This is a genomic window from Scrofimicrobium sp. R131 (assembly GCF_040256745.1).
Taxonomy (GTDB): Bacteria; Actinomycetota; Actinomycetes; order Actinomycetales; family Actinomycetaceae; genus Scrofimicrobium; species Scrofimicrobium appendicitidis.
The window spans coordinates 1,358,982-1,377,405 of sequence record NZ_CP138335.1 but is presented as its reverse complement, the minus strand read 5'-3'; the positions used below and the strand labels follow the sequence as shown (position 1 = coordinate 1,377,405).

19 protein-coding genes are annotated in these 18,424 nt (G+C 65.5%); 17 read left to right on the top strand and 2 right to left on the bottom strand.

What is annotated here, in order from left to right:
• Nucleotides 1–112: 112 nt before the first annotated feature.
• Genes SAC06_RS06435 through SAC06_RS06415 form a run of 5 tightly spaced genes read left to right on the top strand, consistent with a single transcriptional unit; the run spans nucleotide 113 to nucleotide 5,184 of the window.
• Nucleotides 113–1,585 carry a PspC domain-containing protein gene (locus SAC06_RS06435; protein ID WP_350257486.1) on the top strand — a complete coding sequence of 491 codons (1,473 nt, stop codon included), beginning with the start codon at nucleotides 113–115 and terminating at the stop codon, nucleotides 1,583–1,585.
• A gap of 19 nt (nucleotides 1,586–1,604) precedes the next feature.
• The gene (locus tag SAC06_RS06430; RefSeq protein WP_350257485.1) at nucleotides 1,605–2,066 is read left to right on the top strand and encodes a hypothetical protein; all 462 of its coding nucleotides are present in this window, start codon (nucleotides 1,605–1,607) and stop codon (nucleotides 2,064–2,066) included.
• Nucleotides 2,067–2,117: 51 nt separating this feature from the next.
• Nucleotides 2,118–2,555 (top strand): carboxymuconolactone decarboxylase family protein, encoded by a 438-nt coding sequence (locus SAC06_RS06425; protein ID WP_350257484.1) that lies wholly within the window; start codon nucleotides 2,118–2,120, stop codon nucleotides 2,553–2,555.
• 3 nt (nucleotides 2,556–2,558) lie between these two features.
• Entirely contained in the window at nucleotides 2,559–3,254 is a 696-nt protein-coding gene (locus SAC06_RS06420; protein WP_350257483.1) for an SIR2 family NAD-dependent protein deacylase, read from the top strand.
• Nucleotides 3,235–5,184, top strand: coding sequence for a M3 family metallopeptidase (locus tag SAC06_RS06415; RefSeq protein WP_350257482.1), 1,950 nt, complete (start codon nucleotides 3,235–3,237; stop codon nucleotides 5,182–5,184). The genes SAC06_RS06420 and SAC06_RS06415 overlap by 20 nt, the downstream gene beginning before the upstream one ends.
• A gap of 4 nt (nucleotides 5,185–5,188) precedes the next feature.
• Here SAC06_RS06415 and SAC06_RS06410 read toward each other — a convergent pair whose 3' ends face one another.
• Complete coding sequence (locus tag SAC06_RS06410; protein ID WP_350257481.1) at nucleotides 5,189–6,082, bottom strand: aldo/keto reductase; 894 nt, start codon at nucleotides 6,080–6,082, stop codon at nucleotides 5,189–5,191.
• 86 nt (nucleotides 6,083–6,168) lie between these two features.
• On the opposite strand from SAC06_RS06410, the gene SAC06_RS06405 reads away from it, so the two are divergent.
• Entirely contained in the window at nucleotides 6,169–6,999 is an 831-nt protein-coding gene (locus tag SAC06_RS06405; protein ID WP_350257480.1) for an undecaprenyl-diphosphate phosphatase, read from the top strand.
• Complete coding sequence (locus SAC06_RS06400; RefSeq protein ID WP_350257479.1) at nucleotides 6,999–7,688, top strand: HAD family phosphatase; 690 nt, start codon at nucleotides 6,999–7,001, stop codon at nucleotides 7,686–7,688. The genes SAC06_RS06405 and SAC06_RS06400 overlap by 1 nt, the downstream gene beginning before the upstream one ends.
• On the opposite strand, the gene SAC06_RS06395 is transcribed toward SAC06_RS06400, so the two are convergent.
• Nucleotides 7,625–8,437 (bottom strand): PD-(D/E)XK nuclease family protein, encoded by an 813-nt coding sequence (locus tag SAC06_RS06395; RefSeq protein ID WP_350257478.1) that lies wholly within the window; start codon nucleotides 8,435–8,437, stop codon nucleotides 7,625–7,627. The genes SAC06_RS06400 and SAC06_RS06395 overlap by 64 nt on opposite strands.
• A 78-nt stretch (nucleotides 8,438–8,515) precedes the next feature.
• Here SAC06_RS06395 and SAC06_RS06390 point away from each other — a divergent pair, with 78 nt between their 5' ends.
• The 10 genes from SAC06_RS06390 to SAC06_RS06345 all read left to right on the top strand — a co-directional run bounded on the left by SAC06_RS06390 (nucleotide 8,516) and on the right by SAC06_RS06345 (nucleotide 18,421).
• Entirely contained in the window at nucleotides 8,516–9,514 is a 999-nt protein-coding gene (locus SAC06_RS06390; RefSeq protein ID WP_350257477.1) for a tRNA (adenine-N1)-methyltransferase, read from the top strand.
• A 2-nt stretch (nucleotides 9,515–9,516) separates the two neighbouring features.
• Nucleotides 9,517–11,070: a proteasome ATPase gene (arc, locus tag SAC06_RS06385; protein ID WP_350257476.1), complete on the top strand. Its 1,554-nt coding sequence runs from the start codon at nucleotides 9,517–9,519 to the stop codon at nucleotides 11,068–11,070.
• The gene (gene dop, locus SAC06_RS06380; protein ID WP_350257475.1) at nucleotides 11,067–12,551 is read left to right on the top strand and encodes a depupylase/deamidase Dop; all 1,485 of its coding nucleotides are present in this window, start codon (nucleotides 11,067–11,069) and stop codon (nucleotides 12,549–12,551) included. The genes arc and dop overlap by 4 nt, the downstream gene beginning before the upstream one ends.
• A gap of 9 nt (nucleotides 12,552–12,560) precedes the next feature.
• The gene (locus tag SAC06_RS06375; RefSeq protein WP_350257474.1) at nucleotides 12,561–12,737 is read left to right on the top strand and encodes a ubiquitin-like protein Pup; all 177 of its coding nucleotides are present in this window, start codon (nucleotides 12,561–12,563) and stop codon (nucleotides 12,735–12,737) included.
• Nucleotide 12,738: 1 nt separating this feature from the next.
• The gene (locus SAC06_RS06370; protein WP_350257473.1) at nucleotides 12,739–14,094 is read left to right on the top strand and encodes a proteasome accessory factor PafA2 family protein; all 1,356 of its coding nucleotides are present in this window, start codon (nucleotides 12,739–12,741) and stop codon (nucleotides 14,092–14,094) included.
• Complete coding sequence (locus SAC06_RS06365; protein ID WP_350257472.1) at nucleotides 14,091–15,008, top strand: peptidylprolyl isomerase; 918 nt, start codon at nucleotides 14,091–14,093, stop codon at nucleotides 15,006–15,008. Before SAC06_RS06370 ends, SAC06_RS06365 begins: the two co-directional genes overlap by 4 nt.
• Nucleotides 15,009–15,022: 14 nt before the next feature.
• Nucleotides 15,023–15,793, top strand: coding sequence for an imidazole glycerol phosphate synthase subunit HisF (hisF, locus tag SAC06_RS06360; protein ID WP_350257471.1), 771 nt, complete (start codon nucleotides 15,023–15,025; stop codon nucleotides 15,791–15,793).
• A 24-nt stretch (nucleotides 15,794–15,817) separates the two neighbouring features.
• Nucleotides 15,818–16,621 (top strand): DeoR/GlpR family DNA-binding transcription regulator, encoded by an 804-nt coding sequence (locus tag SAC06_RS06355; RefSeq protein WP_350257470.1) that lies wholly within the window; start codon nucleotides 15,818–15,820, stop codon nucleotides 16,619–16,621.
• 317 nt (nucleotides 16,622–16,938) lie between these two features.
• On the top strand, nucleotides 16,939–17,397 hold the full coding sequence (locus SAC06_RS06350) for a ribose-5-phosphate isomerase (RefSeq protein ID WP_350257469.1): 459 nt from the start codon (nucleotides 16,939–16,941) through the stop codon (nucleotides 17,395–17,397).
• 85 nt (nucleotides 17,398–17,482) lie between these two features.
• Nucleotides 17,483–18,421 carry a hypothetical protein gene (locus tag SAC06_RS06345; RefSeq protein WP_350257468.1) on the top strand — a complete coding sequence of 313 codons (939 nt, stop codon included), beginning with the start codon at nucleotides 17,483–17,485 and terminating at the stop codon, nucleotides 18,419–18,421.
• The last annotated feature ends 3 nt before the right edge of the window (nucleotides 18,422–18,424 follow it).

Genomic DNA, 18,424 nt, shown 5'->3' with positions numbered 1-18,424 from the left:
CTTCCATTGTGGCAGATCGGGGCCCTCCCCCCGAGCCCCCGAGGTGAAAATCAGGGACCAGTCAGGGTGGTACCCCATATCTGTGGGCCGAGCGAACCGGCAGGATGGAGGCATGAGCGAAAACCCTGTCCCGTCAAACGCGACTGACAACTTCTTCAACTCCCTGCGGGGGAGCGACTGGTTCCGCGCCCAGCCTCGCTGGGTGGGCGGCGTGTGTTCCGGCCTGGCCTATCGACTGGGGTGGGATGTCCGCCTCGTTCGCGGTCTGGCCATTGTCCTGACCCTCCTGCTTTGGTTCCCGTTGGTCCTGTACGGGATTGCCTGGCTGTTGATGCCGGACGGCCCTCGCGGCCCCATTCAGGCCCAACAGCTGGTTCACGGTGACTTCACCGGCCAGCAGGTGGGGGCGGGCGCCGCCATCATCCTGGGTTTGGCGACCATGCCGGCCAGCTGGATTTGGTTGCCCGGGCCGTTCGCCTGGGTCGTTCTGATCGGGGCCGCCCTGATCTTCATTGTCTTCATGGCCTCATCTGGGACCAGATCGTCCCACTCGCCAGAAAGGTCCCAACCCATGACCAACTCTGTCCCACCGACGCCGGCTTCCGAGCCGCAGCGTCCCCAGCCGAACCCGGCTGCCGCCGGAACTTATCCCGGGCAGCCCGGGTCGGTGCCCCCGCCACCGCCGGGCGCGCCTGGGCCGCAGGGCAACTGGAATCAACCGAAGTACTACTACCCGGCTCCGCGCCCCCAAGCACCGGCCCTGTCCAACACGGCTGCCTTCATTGGCCTCGGCCTGGTGTTGGTGATTTCCGCGGTTGGGATCAGCCTTCTTTACGCCACCAGCAATCCGATGGGGGTCGTCCTGGCGTCCATCGGGGCGGTGGTGGCCGTAACCGGCGCGTTCTTGGCGGGAGCTGCCCTGCGAGGCAAGCGCGGCGGCTGGTTCCTGATCTTCTCTATTGTCGGTGCGGTCCTGCTGCTGCCGGCCACCCTGGCCGGACTGGGATTCGGAGCCGTGATCAGTGATCGTCACGTCGAGTATCAGATGGACGTGGTCCCCTTCGCGGAGGAGTTTGGCCACGGCGGTCCGGGAGAGTGGCACCTGAGCGGTGGTGGTGAGACCGGCCCGGGTGAACAGAGCGCGGACGACTCGGCCCTGGTCTCAACCCACCGCTGGCTGGACCACACGCAGACCCGGGTGAGCGCGGTCGATTCCGAGGTGGTTTGGGATTTGACCGGCACTCCGGCCGACCAGAACCCCGCCTTAGACCTGGAGGCCGTCAACTCTGATATCACCATCCTGGTGACCGAGGATCAGCTGCCGTCGATCAGCATGCTGGACCAGTTTGACTCTGAGATCGAGGTGGATGCCCACCGGACCCAGGTGTCGGAACGGGCCCTGGAGAAATGGGCTAAGGACGGGTTTGTCCCGGCCGAGTTCCCCAACCAGGAGTTCCGTCAGGAGTTGAACCTGAGCCTAACCCTGAACGACTCAGACCTAAACATTATCTTCTTGCCGGCCGACCCGGCGGCTCGATCCGGGCTGCACATTGACGGCTTTGAGACCGCGCAATCTGGCGCCTAACCCGAACAGGTGAACCGAAATGACCGAACAGAAACTACCGGACGAAACCGAGGCCCTCTTTGCCGATCTGCGGGCCACCCTCAGCCAGCCGAAGGAGACTGCGCATGAACCAGCACCGGAGCCTCCCGCCCCCGAGCTCGCTCCCGAACCCACACTCAACCTGGCCCAGCCAGTTCAGCCAGCCGATCCAGCCGAGCCAGCTAAACCGGCCCAGCCAGCCAAGCCTGCCGGTCCGTTCAACCCCGCCGGCCCCGGTGGAACTGGTGGCCCAGCAGGTGCGCCGGCTCCGGCACCAGGACGCCCGCCCGTTCGGGTTGGGCTCCTGGTCTGGGCCTCCATTCTGATCATGGTTGGCTTGGGCATGATCCTCATGTCCCTGCCCCTGGGGTGGACTCCCCAATTCATTGCGGTGGGGCTCTTCGGGGTGGCGGGCCTGGTGTTCCTGGTCCTTGCCATCGCCACCGCCAACAAAAAGGTCTAGCGACCTTCCCCTTCCGGGCGTAGCCTGAAAAGCGACCGGAAGGGGTTTTTCATGTCCAGACTAGATATTAATGCGACTGATCCGAAGGCCTACCGGGCGGTACTGGCCCTCGAACGATACGTGCAAAGCAGCGGCTTGGATCGGCGCCTGTACGAACTGGTCAAGATCCGTGCCTCCCAGCTAAACGGCTGCGCCTACTGCTTGGATATGCACCTGCGGGAAGCGCGCGAACTGGGAGAGGACCAGCGCCGCCTCGACATTGTGGCCGCCTGGCACGAGGCTCCCCAGTTCTTCACCGAGGCTGAACGGGCCGCGCTCGCGCTCACCGAGGCGATCACCCGAATTGGCCGCGCGGGCGTGCCCGATCCGGTCTGGGACGAGGCGGCCGCGCACTTTAGCGAGGAAGAGCTGGTTTGGCTGATCATGGCCATTAGCGTGATCAACGTCTGGAACCGAATGGCGGTTGCCACCCACCAGGATCTGCCGTAACCCGTGTCCAACTCGTCGGCCGAACGCCTCGTAGACCTGATCCGCGACGCTCGGCAACCGGTGTTTTTTGGTGGGGCCGGGGTGTCGACCGAGTCCGGCCTGCCGGATTTCCGCTCAGCTGAGGCTCGCCAGCAAACGCGGGCCCGGTTTGGGGTCAGTCCCGAACAGATCCTCTCCGCCTCCTTTTTCGCTGCCCATCCGGAGACCTTTTACCGCTACCTGCACGAGTTCCTCCTGACGCCGGGGGTCGAGCCCAACCGGGCACACCGGGTGCTGGCCAAGTGGGGGACCGAGATTGTCACCCAGAACATCGACGGCCTCCACCAGGCAGCCGGATCGGACCCCGTGTGGGAACTGCACGGGACGCTGGCCACCTCCCACTGCCTCGACTGCGGCCGCTCGCGCCCGACCGGCCCAATCCGGTGCGAGTGCGGCGGGTTGCTGAAGCCGGACATCGTGCTCTACGAGGAGGCCCTGCCCGCCGCAGCCCTGCGGGGAGCGGCAGCCGCTCTGGCCGCGGCGGATCTGATCCTGGTGGCCGGCACCTCGCTGAACGTCTACCCGGCCGCCGGCCTGATTCCGCCGGGGACCCCGCTGGCGGTGGTGAACTTGGAACCGGTCCCGATTTCCGCCGAGGTGGTGATCCACGAACCGGTGGGAAAGGTATTAGCCTGGGTGGATGACCAACTTACTACCTGACTTTTCCACCCTCACCCTGGACCAGATTGAAGCCGACATTCTTGCCGGAATGGAAGAACAGCGAGCCCAGTGGGAGGAGGTGGCCACCAACCCCGAGGCTCCCACCGTCGCCAACACCCTGGTTGCCCTCGACGAGTCGGGAGCTCGCCTGGACCGGGCCGGCGCCATTTTCTGGACCCTGGCTTCCTCCATTGGCGGGGATGAGCTGGATCGCCTGCAGGAAAAACTGGTGCCCCTGCTGACCGAGCACTCCAACACCTACCTGCTGGATGAGCGTCTCTACCGCCGGTTCTTGGAGCTGAGCGACCCCGACCCGCAAACCCAGTGGGAAATCGCCGAGCAGATCCGCGCGTTCGAGCAGCACGGGATTGCCTGCCCGGACAAGGAGCAGCTGCGGCGGCTGAACGTGCGCATTGCCGAGTTGGAAACCGAGGTGGACCAGCGGATCTCCAAGCAGCTGGAGGAAACCGGGCTGTCGGTTACCGACGAGGCGGAGTTGGCTGGCCTCGACGAGGCGACCCGCGCCGGCTATCGGCGCGACCACGACTGGTTCATTCGCTGTCGAAACTTCTCCACCCAGTTGGACCAGTCGGTCCTGGAGGAGCCGCGGGTGCGCCGGGCCCTGCTGGAAGTGTCGGTCACTCGCGGGCGGACGGGAGCCACCGACACGCGCGCGCTGATTGTCGAGTTAACTCAGCTGCGCTCCGAACGGGCCCACCTGCTGGGTTTCCCCGACCACGCCACCGTCGTGATGCAGGGGGAAACTATTCCCGGCCCCGATGCGGCTCAGGACCTGCTGGTCGAGGTGGGGCGGGCCGCTCGCGCCCGGGTGGACGAAGACGCGCAGAAGCTGCGCCAGCTGTGCCCCGACCTGGAGGCGGCCGACTGGCCGTTCTACGAGAACCAGCTGCGGGCCCAGGAGCTGGGGTTTGACGCCGAATCGTTGCGCCCCTACCTGGAGCTGAACCGGATCCTGACCGACGGGGTCTTCTACGCGGCCAACCGCCTGTATGGCATCACCCTGACCGAGCGTCCCGACCTGCGCGGCTGGCATGAGGACGTGCGGGTCTGGGAGGTGAAAGAGGAAGACGGCACCGCGCTGGGGCTGTTCCTGGGGGACTACTTCACCAGGCCCGGCAAGTCTGGGGGCGCGTGGATGAGCGAACTGCAGGAGGCCCACCCCGCCTCCGGCCAGCTCCCAATCATCACTAACGACGCGAACTTCACCAAGCCGGCTCCCGGTCAGCCGCTGCTGCTGACCTGGGATGATGTGGAAACTCTGTTCCACGAGTTTGGGCATGCGCTCCACGGGCTTTTCTCCGACACCAAGTACCGCGATAGTGCCGGGACCAACGTTCCCCGCGACTTCGTGGAATTGCCGTCGCAGCTGAACGAAATGTGGGCGTTCCACCCCGAGGTGCTGTCCCGCTACGCCCGTCATTACCAGACCGGGGAGCCGCTCCCGGCCGACCTGCTGGCGGCCGTGGTTGGCTCCAAGAGCTTTGGTCAGGGGTTCGCCACCCTCGAGTACGTGGAGGCCGCACTGATTGATCAGGCCTGGCACCGGGAGGGGACGCTGCCGACCGAAGCCGACCAGGTTCCTACCTTTGAGGTGGAGGCTCTGGAGCGCCTGGACCTCTGGCACGACCTGGTGCCGCCGCGCTACCGCTCCACCTATTTTGCCCACACCTTTGCCGGTGGGTACGACGCCGGCTACTACGCCTACATGTGGGCGGAAACGTTGGCGGCCGAGGTGGAAGAGTGGTTCCGCGCCCAGCCAAACGGGGGACTGACCCGGGAGGCAGGAGAGAAGTTGCGCCGCGAATTGCTTTCGCGCGGGAACTCGCGCCCACCCCTGGATTCTTTCCGAGCGGTCACCGGGAAGGATGCTTCCGCCCAGTCGGTCCTGCGTCGCCGCGGCCTGGTCTAGAAACCTAGTTGGGCCGAAGGGCCACTTCGGTCAGGACGTCCCGGAGGGCGCGGGGAAGGCGCCAGCCGTCAATTTGGAGCAGGTGTTCCAGCTGGCGCACCCCGCGCGGGCCGATGATCGCACTGGTCACCCCCGCCTCGTCGCGCGCCCACGCGAGCGCCACCTGGGCGGGGGAACGCTCCAATCCCTCAGCCGCCCGGCAGGTGGCCTCGATCACTGCCCGAGGGCCGGCCTCCTCGTAGGGAGCCAACTCGGCTTTGAACCTGGGTGAGGTGGCCCGCGCGTCGGGCGGGGTGGAGTGGCGGTACTTGCCGGTCAGCATTCCTCCGGCCAGCGGAGCCCCCGCGATCAGGCCGAGCCCGGCGTCGCGAACCGCCCGCGCCTGACTGAGAGCGGGTTCCAGGATCGATAGGCGTCCAGCCCAGGCGGAGAAGAACGGGCCCATGGTGGTGGCCGCCCCGCCATCCCACCAGGACAGCCCCCCGAGGCCCACGTAGCGGGCTCGACCGGAGCGCCAAGCCACCTCGGCGGCCTCCACCAGCTCCGCGAGGGGGGCCTCCCGGCGCGGGCCCATCGGGATCCACAAATCCACGTGGTCCGCTCCTAGATGCGTCAGGGTTCGATCCAGCGAATCCAGCAGCGACCCGCGAGCCGGCAGGCGCCCGGTGGAGCGCAGAATCAGCTGCAGCTCTCCCGGACGGGTGAGTTCACCCACGGTTTGAGCCGGCTCCGGAAAGCGTGGATCGTCCTCCACCTCGAGGACCGAGCCGCCGGCATCGCGGTAAACGGTTAGCATTTCCGCCGCTTCGTGCGGGTCCGTGTCCAGCCCCCACGTGCGGGTTCCCAACCCCAAGCTCGACAGGATCAGGCCGTGTTCGCCCAGCAGACGTTGTTCCATGATCACAGCTTAGCGGGCGTGAGAGTTGTCCCAAACCGGTGTGCCCGCCCTCGGAGTGGGACCCGACCCGCGATAGGCTGGGGCCCATGGATTGGCTCGACGCCCTTATTTTCGGCCTGGTACAAGGCCTAACAGAGTTCCTCCCCATCTCTTCGTCCGCGCACCTGCGCTACGTCGGAGAACTGATCGGATCCTCTGATCCGGGGGCTGCCTTCACGGCAATTACCCAGATTGGAACCGAAACAGCGGTCCTGATCTACTTTTGGAAAGACATCGTGCGGATCATCTCCCGCTGGTGGGGTTCGCTGCGCCGGCAGGTGCCGACCTCCGATCCAGACGTGCGGATGGGCTGGATGATCATCGTCGGGTCCATTCCGATCGGCTTCCTGGGCTTGCTGCTGGAAGACTGGATCGACACCTCGTTCCGAAACCTGTGGATCACCGTGCTGATGCTGGCTGCTTTTGGCCTGCTGCTGGGGTGGGCCGACCGGGTGGGCTCCTCCAAGAAGGAGCTGACCAACCTGTCCTGGCGCGACGCAATCCTGTTTGGGTTTGCCCAGGCGCTCGCCCTGATCCCGGGCGTTTCCCGCTCGGGTGGCACCATCACCGCCGGGCGTCTGATGGGCTACTCCCGGGTGGCGGCGGCCCGCTACTCGTTCCTGTTGGCGCTGCCCGCGGTCTTCATCTCGGGCTTCTACAAAGTGTTCAAAGTGGCGACCGGCGGCGACGTCATCTACGTGGGTCCGACTATTTTCGCCACCGTGGTGGCCTTCGTGGTCGGCTACCTGGTGATCGTCTGGTTCCTGAAGTTGATCAGCCACGTCTCGTTCACCCCCTTCGTCATTTACCGGCTGGCTTTTGCCGCCCTGATTGCCCTCTCGCTGCTGGTCGGTTGGGTTCCGGCCGGAGGTCTGTAGTGGCGCTCCTCTTTGACCTGGACGGCACCCTGGTTGAGACCGAGCCCCTGTGGCAGCGGGTGCAGCAGCAGATTGTCGAGTCGCTGGGCGGCGAGTGGAGCCTGGCCTTGAACCAGCGCCTGATCGGGAACGGGCTGATGACCGGCTCGCAGATCCTGCGGGAAGCCACCGGGACCAGCGTCTCGGTGGAGACCATCGCCCAACTGGTGCTGGACCGGATGGCGGAGGCGTTGGCGGCTGGCGAGGCGCTGGCCCGGCCCGGGGCTGACGCGGCCTTTGTCCTGGCCCGGCGCCTCGGGTTGGCGACCGCGGTGGTGACGTCCTCCTATCGGGTCCTGGCCGAGCCGGCCCTGCGTGCTCTGCCCGACGCCCACCCGGATGCTTTGGTCACCGGAGAAATGGTCACCCGGGCCAAGCCGGACCCGGAAGGGTACCTGCTGGCAGCCCGAACCCTGGGGGTGCCGATTGAGCAGTGCGTGGTGGTGGAGGACTCCGCCATTGGGGTGGAAGCCGCGCTAGCTTCGGGCGCTCACGCGGTCGCGGTCCCCAACCACACGCCGATTCCGACCGATCCGCGCCTAACAGTGCTCGGTTCGCTGGAGGACCTAACCGAGGACTTCCTGGCTCAGTTACTCGGGCCGATTTGGCTGACCCGGGCCAAGTCCTCTTCAGCGGCCGGAGGGATCTGACCGCCAAATAGGGGGCACTGGGCCTGGTAGGGGCACCAGCCACAGAGCGGGGTTTTGCGCGGGGAGAACTGGCCCGAACCCAGGTCACCAGCAATTCGGTGCCAAAGGTCCAGCAGCTCACCCTCAAACCGGTCGACGTCTTCCGGGTTCGGATCCAGCGTCAGGGTTTGGCCGTCCTTCAGGTAGAGCAGCTGCATCCGACTCGGGGCGCGGCCCACTTCGCGCAGCAGTAGCGCGTAGAAGCGCATCTGGAAGAGGGATTCGTCCAGGAACCGAGGGCTGGGCGACTTGCCCGTCTTGTAGTCCACCACGCGGCGCCGGCCGTCGGGCGCCCGATCAATCCGGTCGACAATGCCGCGAAGCATCAGCCCGGAGGGAAGCCGAGCCTCGACGAAGGATTCGCGTGCTTCGGGTTCCAGATTGTGAGGGTTCTCCAGCGTGAAGTAGGTCTGCAGCAGCTTTTGCGCCTCTGCCAGCAGCTCCGGTACCGACTCGATCACTTCCGAGTATTCGGGCTCCTTCTGCTCGAGGTGTTCCCACCTGGTGGGAAGCAGGTCGAGGGCCGCCTCCCAGGTGCGGTCGGCCGCCGCCAGCCCGTAGAGGTGTTCCAGGACCGAGTGGACCAGGATTCCGCGGATGGTGGCCGCGGTGGGAGGCTGGGGAATGCGGTCCACCACCGAGTAGCGGAACTTCAGCGGACACTGCAGATACTCACGGCTGGAACTGGCCGACAGGGCGGGTGCTCTCATAATCCACCAGTCTAGCTGCCGCGAACGTCACGCGGATCGGCCCGGGACCCAAGGCCCGCGGGGGATAGACTGGAACGGATGAGCAAAGACATGGGACAGGCGCGACGTCGGGGGCTGTTGCAGCCGGGGGACCGGGTACAGATCACCGACCCCAAAGGTAAGATGCACACCATCATTTTGGTGCCCGGCGGGCGTTTCCAGTCTGCCCGCGGGGCCCTCAACCACGACGATGTCCTGGGCGGTCCCGATGCGCAGGTGGTGACCACCGAGGAGGGGCGGACGTTTCAGGTGATCCGACCGCTCCTGTCCGACTACGTGCTGTCCATGCCGCGGGGGGCCGCCATTGTCTACCCCAAGGATGCGGCCCAGATCGTACAGATGGGCGATATTTTCCCGGGTGCCCGGGTGCTGGAAGCCGGGGTCGGCTCGGGAGCGCTTTCGCTCTCTCTGCTGCAGGCGGTGGGCGAGGGGGGACACCTGCTGTCCGTGGAGCAGCGCCCAGATTTTGCCCAGATTGCCGCCGCCAACGTCGACCTGTGGTTCGGTCAGCGTCACCCGGCCTGGGAACTGCAGGTGGGGGACGTGGGTGAGGTGGCCGGCGGTCTGGAACCGGCCAGCCTCGACCGGGTGGTGCTGGATCTGCTCGACCCGTGGTCCTATCTGGAGCAGGTGCGCCGGGCCCTCCGGCCCGGAGGGGTGCTGATCTGCTACGTGGCCACCGTGACGCAGCTGTCCCGGGTGGCGGACGACCTGCGCGCCACCGAGGCCTTTACCGAACCGCAATCCTGGGAGAGCACCGTTCGGCCCTGGCACGTGGAGGGCCTGGCGGTTCGACCCGAGCACCGCATGGTGGCCCACACCGGCTTCCTGCTGACTGCGCGCCTGCTCGGCCAGGACCAGCACGTGCACCAGTTGGCTCGGCGCCCGGCCAAGGCCGCGGTGGACCAGCCGGGCAAGTGGGCCCGGGTCACCAACTGGCGCCTCGAAGACTTGGGGATGCGCTCGCAAAGCCCCAAAAAGACCCGCCGGATTCAGCGCGACCTGGAGGGCCGCCTAAACCAGTGGCTAGGAAGGTAAGTATGAGTGAGATGACTCCAGATACCGTCAGTCAATTGCGCCTGTCGGTAGCCGGGTTGGAAGAGAAGAACCACCGCCTGTCGAAGGCGCTGGTGGTGGCTCGCGACCAAATTGAAGGACTGCAGGAGCAACTGGAGCGGATCCACCGCGCCCCCGCCACCTGGGCCACCTTTATTGAAGCTTTCCCCGAGAAAGAAGAGTTGGAGGTGTACCACGCGGGCCGGCTGATGCGCGTGACTTCGGCCCCCAGCCTGCGACTTGACGATCTGAGCCCCGGCCAACTGGTCCGGATCTCCGACCAGATGGTGGCGGTGGCCCCGGGCGAGTTCCCCCGCACCGGCTCGCTCGGCTCCGTGCTGGAACTCCACGGCACCGACCGGGTGCTGGTGTCGATCGACACCGGGCAGGAGCACGTGCTGCGCCTGGCAGGAACGCTGCGCCACGGCGGGGTCAAGCCGGGAGACACGCTGGCGGTCGACCTGCGCTCAGGTTTTGCTTACGAACGACTGGTCCGCTCACACATCGAGCAACTTTTCACGCCCGAAAAACCCGACGTGTCCTACGCGGATATCGGGGGCCTGGACGCGCAGATCGAAATGGTGCGCGACGCGATTGAGCTGCCCTTCCAGTACCCGGAGAAGTACCGGGCCTTTGGGCTTCGGCCCCCGCGCGGGATCCTGCTGTACGGGCCCCCGGGGACCGGCAAGACGCTGATCGCGAAGGCCGTGGCCGCCTCCCTGGGCGGCCCGGAGGCGGAGCAGGAAACCTACTTCATTTCGATCAAGGGACCGGAACTGCTGAACAAGTATGTCGGCGAGACCGAACGGCTGATCCGGGCGATCTTTGGCCGCGCGCGGGCACTGGCCAGCCAGGACGTGCCGGTGGTGATCTTCTTCGACGAGATTGAGGCGCTGTTCCGCACCCGCGGGAGCGGGGTCTCATCGGATGTGGAAACCATGATCGTGCCGCAGTTGCTGGCCGAAATGGACGGCGTGGAGTCGTTGGACAACGTCGTGGTCATCGGGGCTTCGAACCGTCCCGACATGATTGACCCGGCCGTGCTGCGGCCCGGTCGGCTGGACGTTCGGGTCCGGATTGACCGGCCGACCCGGCGCCAGGCCCGCGACATCTTCTCCAAGTACCTGACGCCGGACCTGCCGTTGGACCCGGAACTGGTTTCCCGAGCCGGCAGCCCCGAGGCCGCCGCCAAAGCCATGATCGAAGCCGCCCTGGACCGCCTTTACACCCAGGACGAGACCACCCTGCTGTTCGACATGCACCTGGCCGACGGCAAGGTGCGCCAGGTATACCTGTCCGACCTGGTCTCCGGGGCGATGATTGCCGGAACCGTGGAGCGGGCCAAGAAGCGGGCAATCAAGGACAGCCTGGAAGGCGGAGCACAGGGGCTGACCACCGCACACGTCCTGGCCGGCGTCGATGAGGAAGTGCAAGAATCTGCCGACCTGGCCGCTACCACCACCCCGGATGAGTGGGCGCGAACCGTGGGACTGCGAGCGGAAGAAGTCGTTCGAATCGACACGAGGAGAAACCAGTGAAGCGGGTTATCGGAACCGAAACTGAGTACGGCGTCTACCGGCCCGGAGACCCGGCGGCCAACGCGGTGGCGCTTTCCACCGAGGCGGTGCAGGCCTACGCTCCCTACGCCCGGGGAGGGCTGTCCCACCACGGCCCGGTCGAATGGGATTACCGAGGGGAAGATCCCCTCAACGACATCCGCGGTCGCCGGCTTGAGCGGGCCAGTGCCGACCCGTCCCAGCTGACCGATGACCCCTACCACCTTGCCCCTCCCGGCGGCTCCGAGACGGTGGCCGCCCCCACGCCGGAAGAACTGCGACAGTTCCGGCCCACCTCGATCGTGCTGTCGAACGGGGCTCGCCTCTACGTCGACCACGCCCACCCGGAGTATTCGGCTCCCGAGGTGGCCAGTGCCCGCGACGCGGTCCGGTGGGATCGGGCCGGCGAGGTAGTGGCCCAGCGGATCATGAGCGAAGCCGACCTGGTGCTGGTCAAGAACAACGTAGACGGGAAGGGAGCCACCTACGGCTCTCACGAGAACTACCAGGTTCCGCGCTCGGTGGACCTGGACGACCTGATCCGGTTCATCATTCCGTTTATGGTCACCCGGCCGATCTTCTGCGGGTCCGGACGGGTGGGCCTCGGGCCCCGCTCCGATCAACCCGGCTTCCAGATCTCCCAGCGGGCCGACTACGTGGAGAACGACATTGGCCTGGAGACCACGTTCAACCGGCCGATCTTTAACACTCGCGACGAGCCGCACGCCGACGGCCACCAGTGGCGCCGGATCCACGTGATCAACGGTGACGCCAACCTGTTCGACGTCTCGATTCTGCTGCGCACCGGCACCACCGCGCTGGTGCTCTGGGCCATCGAGCAGGGGACCGACCTGACCTGGGAGGGCCTGGATCTGCTGGGTCCGATCGGGGCGGTCAAGACCGTCTCGCGGGACCTGACGCTGCAAACCAAGCTGCCGATGGCTGAAGGCTCGGAAATGACCGCGATTGAGATTCAGCGCCGCTACCTGGAAAAGGTCCTGGACGCTTTTGCGGAGACCGGCACCCAGCCGACGGTGGACCAGCAGGAGGTGCTGGACCGGTGGGACCAGACGCTGACCAAGTTGGCGACCGACCCGATGTCCCTGGCCGGCCAGGTGGAGTGGATCGGCAAGTACCAGCTGCTGGAGCGCCAACGCCAACGCCTCGGAGTGGGCTGGGACGATGCCCGACTGGTCGCGATGGACCTGCAGTGGTCGGACCTGCGTCCCGAGAAGTCCCTGGTCCAGGCCCTGGCCGCGCGCGGCCTGGTTGAGCGGCTGTTCTCGGATGAGGAGATCGCCTGGGCGGCCGACAACCCGCCGAGCGGAACGCGAGCGCAGGCCCGCGGCCAGGCCGTCAGCACCCGCCCGGACCTGAAGCAGGCATCCTGGACCTCCCTGGTCTTTGACGAAGGCCAGGCCGAAAGCTATCGCCGCGTCCCGCTGGCAGATCCAACCAAGTAGGAGGAAACAATGAGTAGCACCCAGATTTACGGTGGTTCCGGTCCCGACGACGAAGAACCGATGGACCTGCCCGGCGGCCAGATTCAGGTGAACGCGCTGGATTCCATTCTGGACGAGATCGACACCGTGTTGGAGCAGAACGCGGAGGCGTTCGTGCAGGGGTTCGTCCAAAAGGGTGGCCAGTAGGGTGGACCGGCGCATTTACGGGGTCGAAACCGAGTACGGGATTACCTGCGCCGGGGGTGACCTCGACGCGGAGGCGGCGGCGCGCGAGCTCTTTGCCCCGCTGATTCAGCGCGGCCGGACCACCAATATGTTCCTGCCCAACGGGGGTCGACTCTACCTGGACGTCGGGGCGCACCCGGAGTACGCCACCGCCGAATGCGATAACCTGTGGGACCTGCTGGCCCAGGACCGGGCCGGATCCCAGCTGCTGTCCGACCTGGCCACCGAGGCCAACGGACGCCTGGAGGCGGGACGAATCCACCTGTTCCGGAACAACTTCGACTTCGACCACAACTCGTTCGGTTGCCACGAGAACTACCTGTTGCGTCGGCGACGCGACTTTCGCGAGGTGGCCGACGCCCTGGTCGCCTACTTCGTCACTCGCCAGGTGGTGGCCGGTGCCGGTGACCTGAAGCGGAACCCCGAGGGCCAGCTTCAATACGTGTTTTCGGCCCGGGCCGACCAGATGTTTGACTCTGTCTCGGCTGCCACTACCCGCGCTCGACCGATTATTAATACGCGGGACGAGCCGCTGGCCGATGCCACCGAGTATCGCCGGATGCACGTCATTGTGGGCGATTCGAACATGGCCGAGCCGACCACGGCCCTGAAGGTCGGCGCCACCGAGCTCCTGTTGGATGCGGTGGACCGGGGCATCCACCTGGCCGACCTGGCTCTGGCCGACCCGATTGAGGCCATTCAAGCCATTAACTTCGACCTGTCCGGGCAACTGCTGCTGCCAATGCAGGACGGGCGCCAGCTGCGGGCGGTCGACATCCAGCAGGAAATTCTGGACCGGATCCTCGGACTGGAACCGGAGCTGAGCGAGATGCAGCGCTACCTGGTCGGACTCTGGCAGCGCGCGATCGAGGCCGTCAGGTCTGGGAATTGGGCTCCGATCGAGACCGAGATCGACTTTGCCATCAAGAAGCGATTGGTCGACCAGTATCGGGAACGGTCCGGAGCCGAACTGGCCGACCCGCGGGTGGCCCGGCTGCTGCTCAGCTACCATGACATCACCGAGGCGGGCCTGCGCGGAAAATTGGAGGCAGGGCAGGTAATGCTGCGGCTGACCAGTCCCGAGCAGGTGACGGTGGCGACGACGACCCCGCCGCCCACCACCCGCGCCCATCTGCGGGGCCGAGTGATCGCTGCGGCCGAGCGGAACCGGCGCGACCTGGCTTGCGACTGGATTCACCTGCGGCTCGAAGACGGGGGCCTGAACCTGGCCCTGCAGGACCCGTTCGCCACCGAAAGCGAAGCGGTCGATCAGCTGATTGCCGCGATTGAGCAGTCCAGCCCCCAGTTGCCCGCATGACCCCACCCAGTCGCGTCGCCCGCGCTTCCAACCGAAAGCGCCGCCAGCTCCTCCTCACCTTGGTGCTGGCGGTGATCGCGCTGATCGCGGTCTTCGGGGCCGCCTGGCTGTGGGTCGGACAGCGCCCACCGGTCCGGGAAGTGGCTTCCCAATCCGGCGAGGTCAAGGGACTACTTGACCTGGTCACGGTTGGGGGAAGACCGGGGGCGCCACCGGTGGTTGGGGTCCCCGCCCCGGTCGAGGTGGGGTCACTGAAGGTGGCCGAGGTTGAGGCCGGCACGGGCCGCGTGATTGAGGAGAACCGGCCCGTGGTGGCCCAGGTGCATCGCTTCTCCGGGCGTGACGGGCGGGCGCTGGACTCGGGCAAGTTTGTCATGGGGCAGGCCTGCGCTGACGATCTGGGCCCCGAACTGTCGCACCTGGTGATGGGGCGAACTGAAGGCACCCGCCTGCTGGTCCTGCGCCCGGTCGGGGATGACACCGAGGTGGTGATTGTCGATCTGCTCCCCACGGTCGCGACGGGAACCGAGGTGGGCCAGCAGGATGGGCCGCTGAGCGTGGCCCTGAACGCGGAGGGCCCGGTGATTACCCACCGACCCGGGGAACCCCCGGCCAACCTGGTCGTGCAGCAGTTGCTGCGCGGTGATGGTCCCCAGGTTCACATGGGTGATCAGGTGTTGGCCCAGTTTCTGCTGGCTCGCTGGGGCGACGGCGTCGTGGTGACCAACACTTGGGGTGAGGGGTTGCCGCAGGTCAACGAGGTGGACGAACTGTGGCCGGGTCTGCGGGACGCCCTGGTGGATCAGCGGGTCGGCTCGCGCATTGCGGTGACCATTCCGGCCGACCTGGCGAACGGTGACGACACAATCGTCGCGGTTATCGATATTCTGGGAACCATCACCCCGAGCGACTAGCGAGAGGACAAGCCATGGTCGCAATTCGAGTTATTCCCTGCCTGGACGTTGCCGGGGGCCGCGTGGTCAAGGGAGTTAACTTTGAGAACCTGCGCGATGCCGGCGACCCGGTTGAGCTTGCCTCCGTCTACAGTGCGCAGGGCGCGGACGAGGTGACTTTCCTAGACGTGTCCGCCTCCTTGGAGGAGCGCGGCACCATGCGAGAGACGGTTCGGCGGACGGCGGCAGAAGTGTTCGTGCCCCTGACAGTTGGGGGAGGCATTCGGACCGTGGCGGACGTGGAAGCCCTCCTGGCTTGCGGAGCCGACAAGGTTTCGGTCAACACCTCGGCGTTGGCCCGGCCGGAACTGATCACCGAGGTGGCCAAAGCTTTCGGTTCCCAGGTGCTGGTGCTGTCGGTCGACGCCCGGCGGGTCAAAGGGGAGTTCCAACCCTACCGGTACGAGGTGACTACCCACGGCGGTAAACGCTCGGCCGGGGTGGATGCCCTGGCCTGGACTCACGAGGCGCAGGAGCGGGGAGTGGGCGAAGTTCTGCTCAACTCGATGGATGCCGACGGGGTCCGGACCGGCTTCGATCTGGAGATGCTGTCGCAGGTGCGCGAGGTGACCAGCGTGCCGCTGATTGCCTCGGGCGGAGCGGGCGAAGTACACCACTTCGTCGAGGCGGCTCAGGCGGGGGCGGATGCCGTTCTGGCTGCCTCGGTGTTCCACTTTGGGGTAGTGCGGGTGAGTGACGTCAAGGAAGCGTTGGCTGCCGCCGGGTTTGAAGTCCGGCCGGCCTAGCGGGTCGGAGGAGAGGAGAGACAGATGAGTAAGGCAACCTCGGGCGGTCGGGGCACGTTGGAGGCACAGCGCAGTCGCCAAGAGGCCGTGGCTCGCCTGGTCTTGGACTCGGGTTCTCTTCCAGTTGAGGTGTTGGCCAAGACCATGGGTGTCTCCACCATGACGATTTATCGCGACGTTGCCACGCTGGAGGAGCAGGGCCTGGTCACGCTGCTGAAAGGAAGCGTGTTTGCGCTCGCTTCCACTTTGAACGAGGCGAGTGCCGAGTTTCGGATGGGGGAAAACTCGGCGATCAAGGAGCGGTTTGCGCTCGCGGTTGATCCTTTGATTCCGGTCCGGGCCACAGTCATGCTGGACGACTCCACTTCCGCTATTTACGCGGTGGTGCAACTGGCCGGGCAGCGCCCGCTCAACGTGATCACTAACTCGTTGCTGGCTGCTCGACAACTGGAGCCCCTCCCGGACGTGCAGTTGCAGATCATCGGGGGCGAGTACCAAAAGTGGGCTCAAGCTTCTGTCGGCTCGGCCGCGCTGAAGCAGATCCGGGATCTCCACGCCGACATCTGCATTGTCTCCACTTCGGGGATCGCCGCGGGTGGCTGCTTCCACCCGTATCGTGAACTGGCTGACGTCAAACAGGCGATGTTGGCTGCCAGCGAATCCAAGATGCTGCTGGCGGATGGCTCGAAGTTCTCGCGCCGGTCTGTCCACCGGTTTGCTGACCTGGCTGACTTTGACTACCTGGTGACGGACGAATCCGCTCCGGCGGAGGCCTTGGCCGAACTGCGGGGACTGCCGGGCCAGCTGATCACTGTCGCCGCTGACTAACACAAAATGTGTGGCACATGCCCACCGGGAACCGGGTCTCGCTGACCGGGATAAACCGGCGGTAAATTGCCATTTCTTGCCGACCTAGATTCAGGTCTAGGCTGTTCGCCGCCCGAAGTTCCAGCAATGCGCCCATCGGCTCTGGACCTGGGTGAACTGTGGCCAGTCATCGAGATTAGGCCGGTCAGGCCTGTCTGCCTTCCTGCACCTATGTCGTGAACCACAACCACGATTAACACAAAGCCTGTTGCAAGTAACGTAAACCGTGTTACAGTACTTTCAACCTCGTCGAGGGATGGACTAGCAAGGAGGCACTCATGTTCAGGATCGTTGTGGCAGCAGATATTGCCGGGTTTGACTACAAGGAAATTTTGAAGGCGGATCTGGAGGCTGACCCGCGCGTGGCCGAAGTGATCGATGTTGGGGTTCGCAGTGGCGAAGACGTGGACTACCCTCACGTCGCCGTCAAAGGCGCCCAGCTGATTGCGGAAGGAAAGGCGGATCGCGGTCTGTTCATCTGCGGGACTGGCATGGGGGTGGCGATGGCGGCCAACAAGGTGGAAGGGATCCGAGCCTCGGTGGCCCACGACTCCTTCTCCGTCGAACGCCTGGTTCTCTCCAACAACGCGCAGGTTCTTACCATGGGCCAGCGGGTGATCGGGATTGAGTTGGCCCGGCGCCTGGTGCGTGAGTGGCTATCTTACGAGTTCGACGAGGCTTCAGCGTCGGCGCCGAAAGTGGCGGCGCTCGAGAGTTACGACCGGCGGGGCTGCTGAACGTCGGTTGCACTGTCACCACACAACACACGAATAGAAGGAATCGATTATGATGCCTGATGCAACGATGCAATTTCTAGGCAATATGGACCTATTCTGGCTGCTCATGTCCCTGGCCGGGGGCGCGTTTGGGGCCATGATTGGGGCAAACTACGCGTTTGGGTTTACCGGAGTCACGATCTTGCTGGGCCTGGGGGTTCTGGCGGGAACCGGAAACTCGATTATTTTGGACTACGTCTCGTTTGGGCCGGTATTTGGGCCTCACATCGCCTTTGCCGGCGGCGTGGCTGCTGCCGCCTACGCGGGCAGGAAGAAGGTACTGGTCGGGGGCGGCAAAGATGTCAACAGTCCACTCGCCGGCCTGAACCGGCCCGACGTGCTCCTGGTGGGTGCGCTGTTTGGGGCGGGGGGATACCTGGTTGAGCGCCTGATTAAACTGATCCCTTGGCTCGGATCGCACACGGATACGGTGGCGCTGACCGTGGTTATCTCCGCTCTGGTCGCCCGCGTTATGTTTGGCCGCACCTCGATCTTCCACCGTTTGACTCCTCCGGCCGAGGGAGCGCGGTGGCTGGACTGGCAGGAACAACCCAAGCAACTGCTCACCGTCTCACTCTTTGCATCGACCCTGGCCGCCGGGGCCTCGATGGTGGTGGGAAGCTACATCCTGCCGCTCTCGGTGGCCGACGAGCACTGGGCGCGGATGCTCGACAACGCCCACGTGTTGCCGTTTGCTATTTCGGCTGTCTGTATCTTCTTTGTGGCTGGCGGCCTGAGAATGCCGGTGACTCACCACATGACCATCACGGCCTCGCTGGCAGCGATTGCCTTCTTGAAGATCAGTGGCTCCGGTATGGTGGGCCTGCTGGCTGGGATTGTGTTCGGTGTGATCGCTGGTTTTGTTGGGGAGCTGATGGCTCGCCTGATGTACAGCCACGGCGATACGCACATTGATCCGCCGGCAGCAGCAATCTGGGTGATGAACACGCTGGTGGCCGTGGCCGCGATGCCGTTCTTGGACTAGGGC

Bases quoted from the DNA above. Each gene is read 5' to 3' on its own strand.
- SAC06_RS06435 (WP_350257486.1), top strand. From the start codon at position 113: ATGAGCGAAAACCCTGTCCCGTCAAACGCGACTGACAACTTCTTCAAC.
- SAC06_RS06430 (WP_350257485.1), top strand. From the start codon at position 1,605: ATGACCGAACAGAAACTACCGGACGAAACCGAGGCCCTCTTTGCCGAT.
- SAC06_RS06425 (WP_350257484.1), top strand. From the start codon at position 2,118: ATGTCCAGACTAGATATTAATGCGACTGATCCGAAGGCCTACCGGGCG.
- SAC06_RS06415 (WP_350257482.1), top strand. From the start codon at position 3,235: ATGACCAACTTACTACCTGACTTTTCCACCCTCACCCTGGACCAGATT.
- SAC06_RS06410 (WP_350257481.1), bottom strand. From the start codon at position 6,082: ATGGAACAACGTCTGCTGGGCGAACACGGCCTGATCCTGTCGAGCTTG.
- SAC06_RS06405 (WP_350257480.1), top strand. From the start codon at position 6,169: ATGGATTGGCTCGACGCCCTTATTTTCGGCCTGGTACAAGGCCTAACA.
- SAC06_RS06395 (WP_350257478.1), bottom strand. From the start codon at position 8,437: ATGAGAGCACCCGCCCTGTCGGCCAGTTCCAGCCGTGAGTATCTGCAG.
- SAC06_RS06390 (WP_350257477.1), top strand. From the start codon at position 8,516: ATGAGCAAAGACATGGGACAGGCGCGACGTCGGGGGCTGTTGCAGCCG.
- arc (WP_350257476.1), top strand. From the start codon at position 9,517: ATGAGTGAGATGACTCCAGATACCGTCAGTCAATTGCGCCTGTCGGTA.
- SAC06_RS06375 (WP_350257474.1), top strand. From the start codon at position 12,561: ATGAGTAGCACCCAGATTTACGGTGGTTCCGGTCCCGACGACGAAGAA.
- SAC06_RS06365 (WP_350257472.1), top strand. From the start codon at position 14,091: ATGACCCCACCCAGTCGCGTCGCCCGCGCTTCCAACCGAAAGCGCCGC.
- hisF (WP_350257471.1), top strand. From the start codon at position 15,023: ATGGTCGCAATTCGAGTTATTCCCTGCCTGGACGTTGCCGGGGGCCGC.
- SAC06_RS06355 (WP_350257470.1), top strand. From the start codon at position 15,818: ATGAGTAAGGCAACCTCGGGCGGTCGGGGCACGTTGGAGGCACAGCGC.
- SAC06_RS06350 (WP_350257469.1), top strand. From the start codon at position 16,939: ATGTTCAGGATCGTTGTGGCAGCAGATATTGCCGGGTTTGACTACAAG.
- SAC06_RS06345 (WP_350257468.1), top strand. From the start codon at position 17,483: ATGGACCTATTCTGGCTGCTCATGTCCCTGGCCGGGGGCGCGTTTGGG.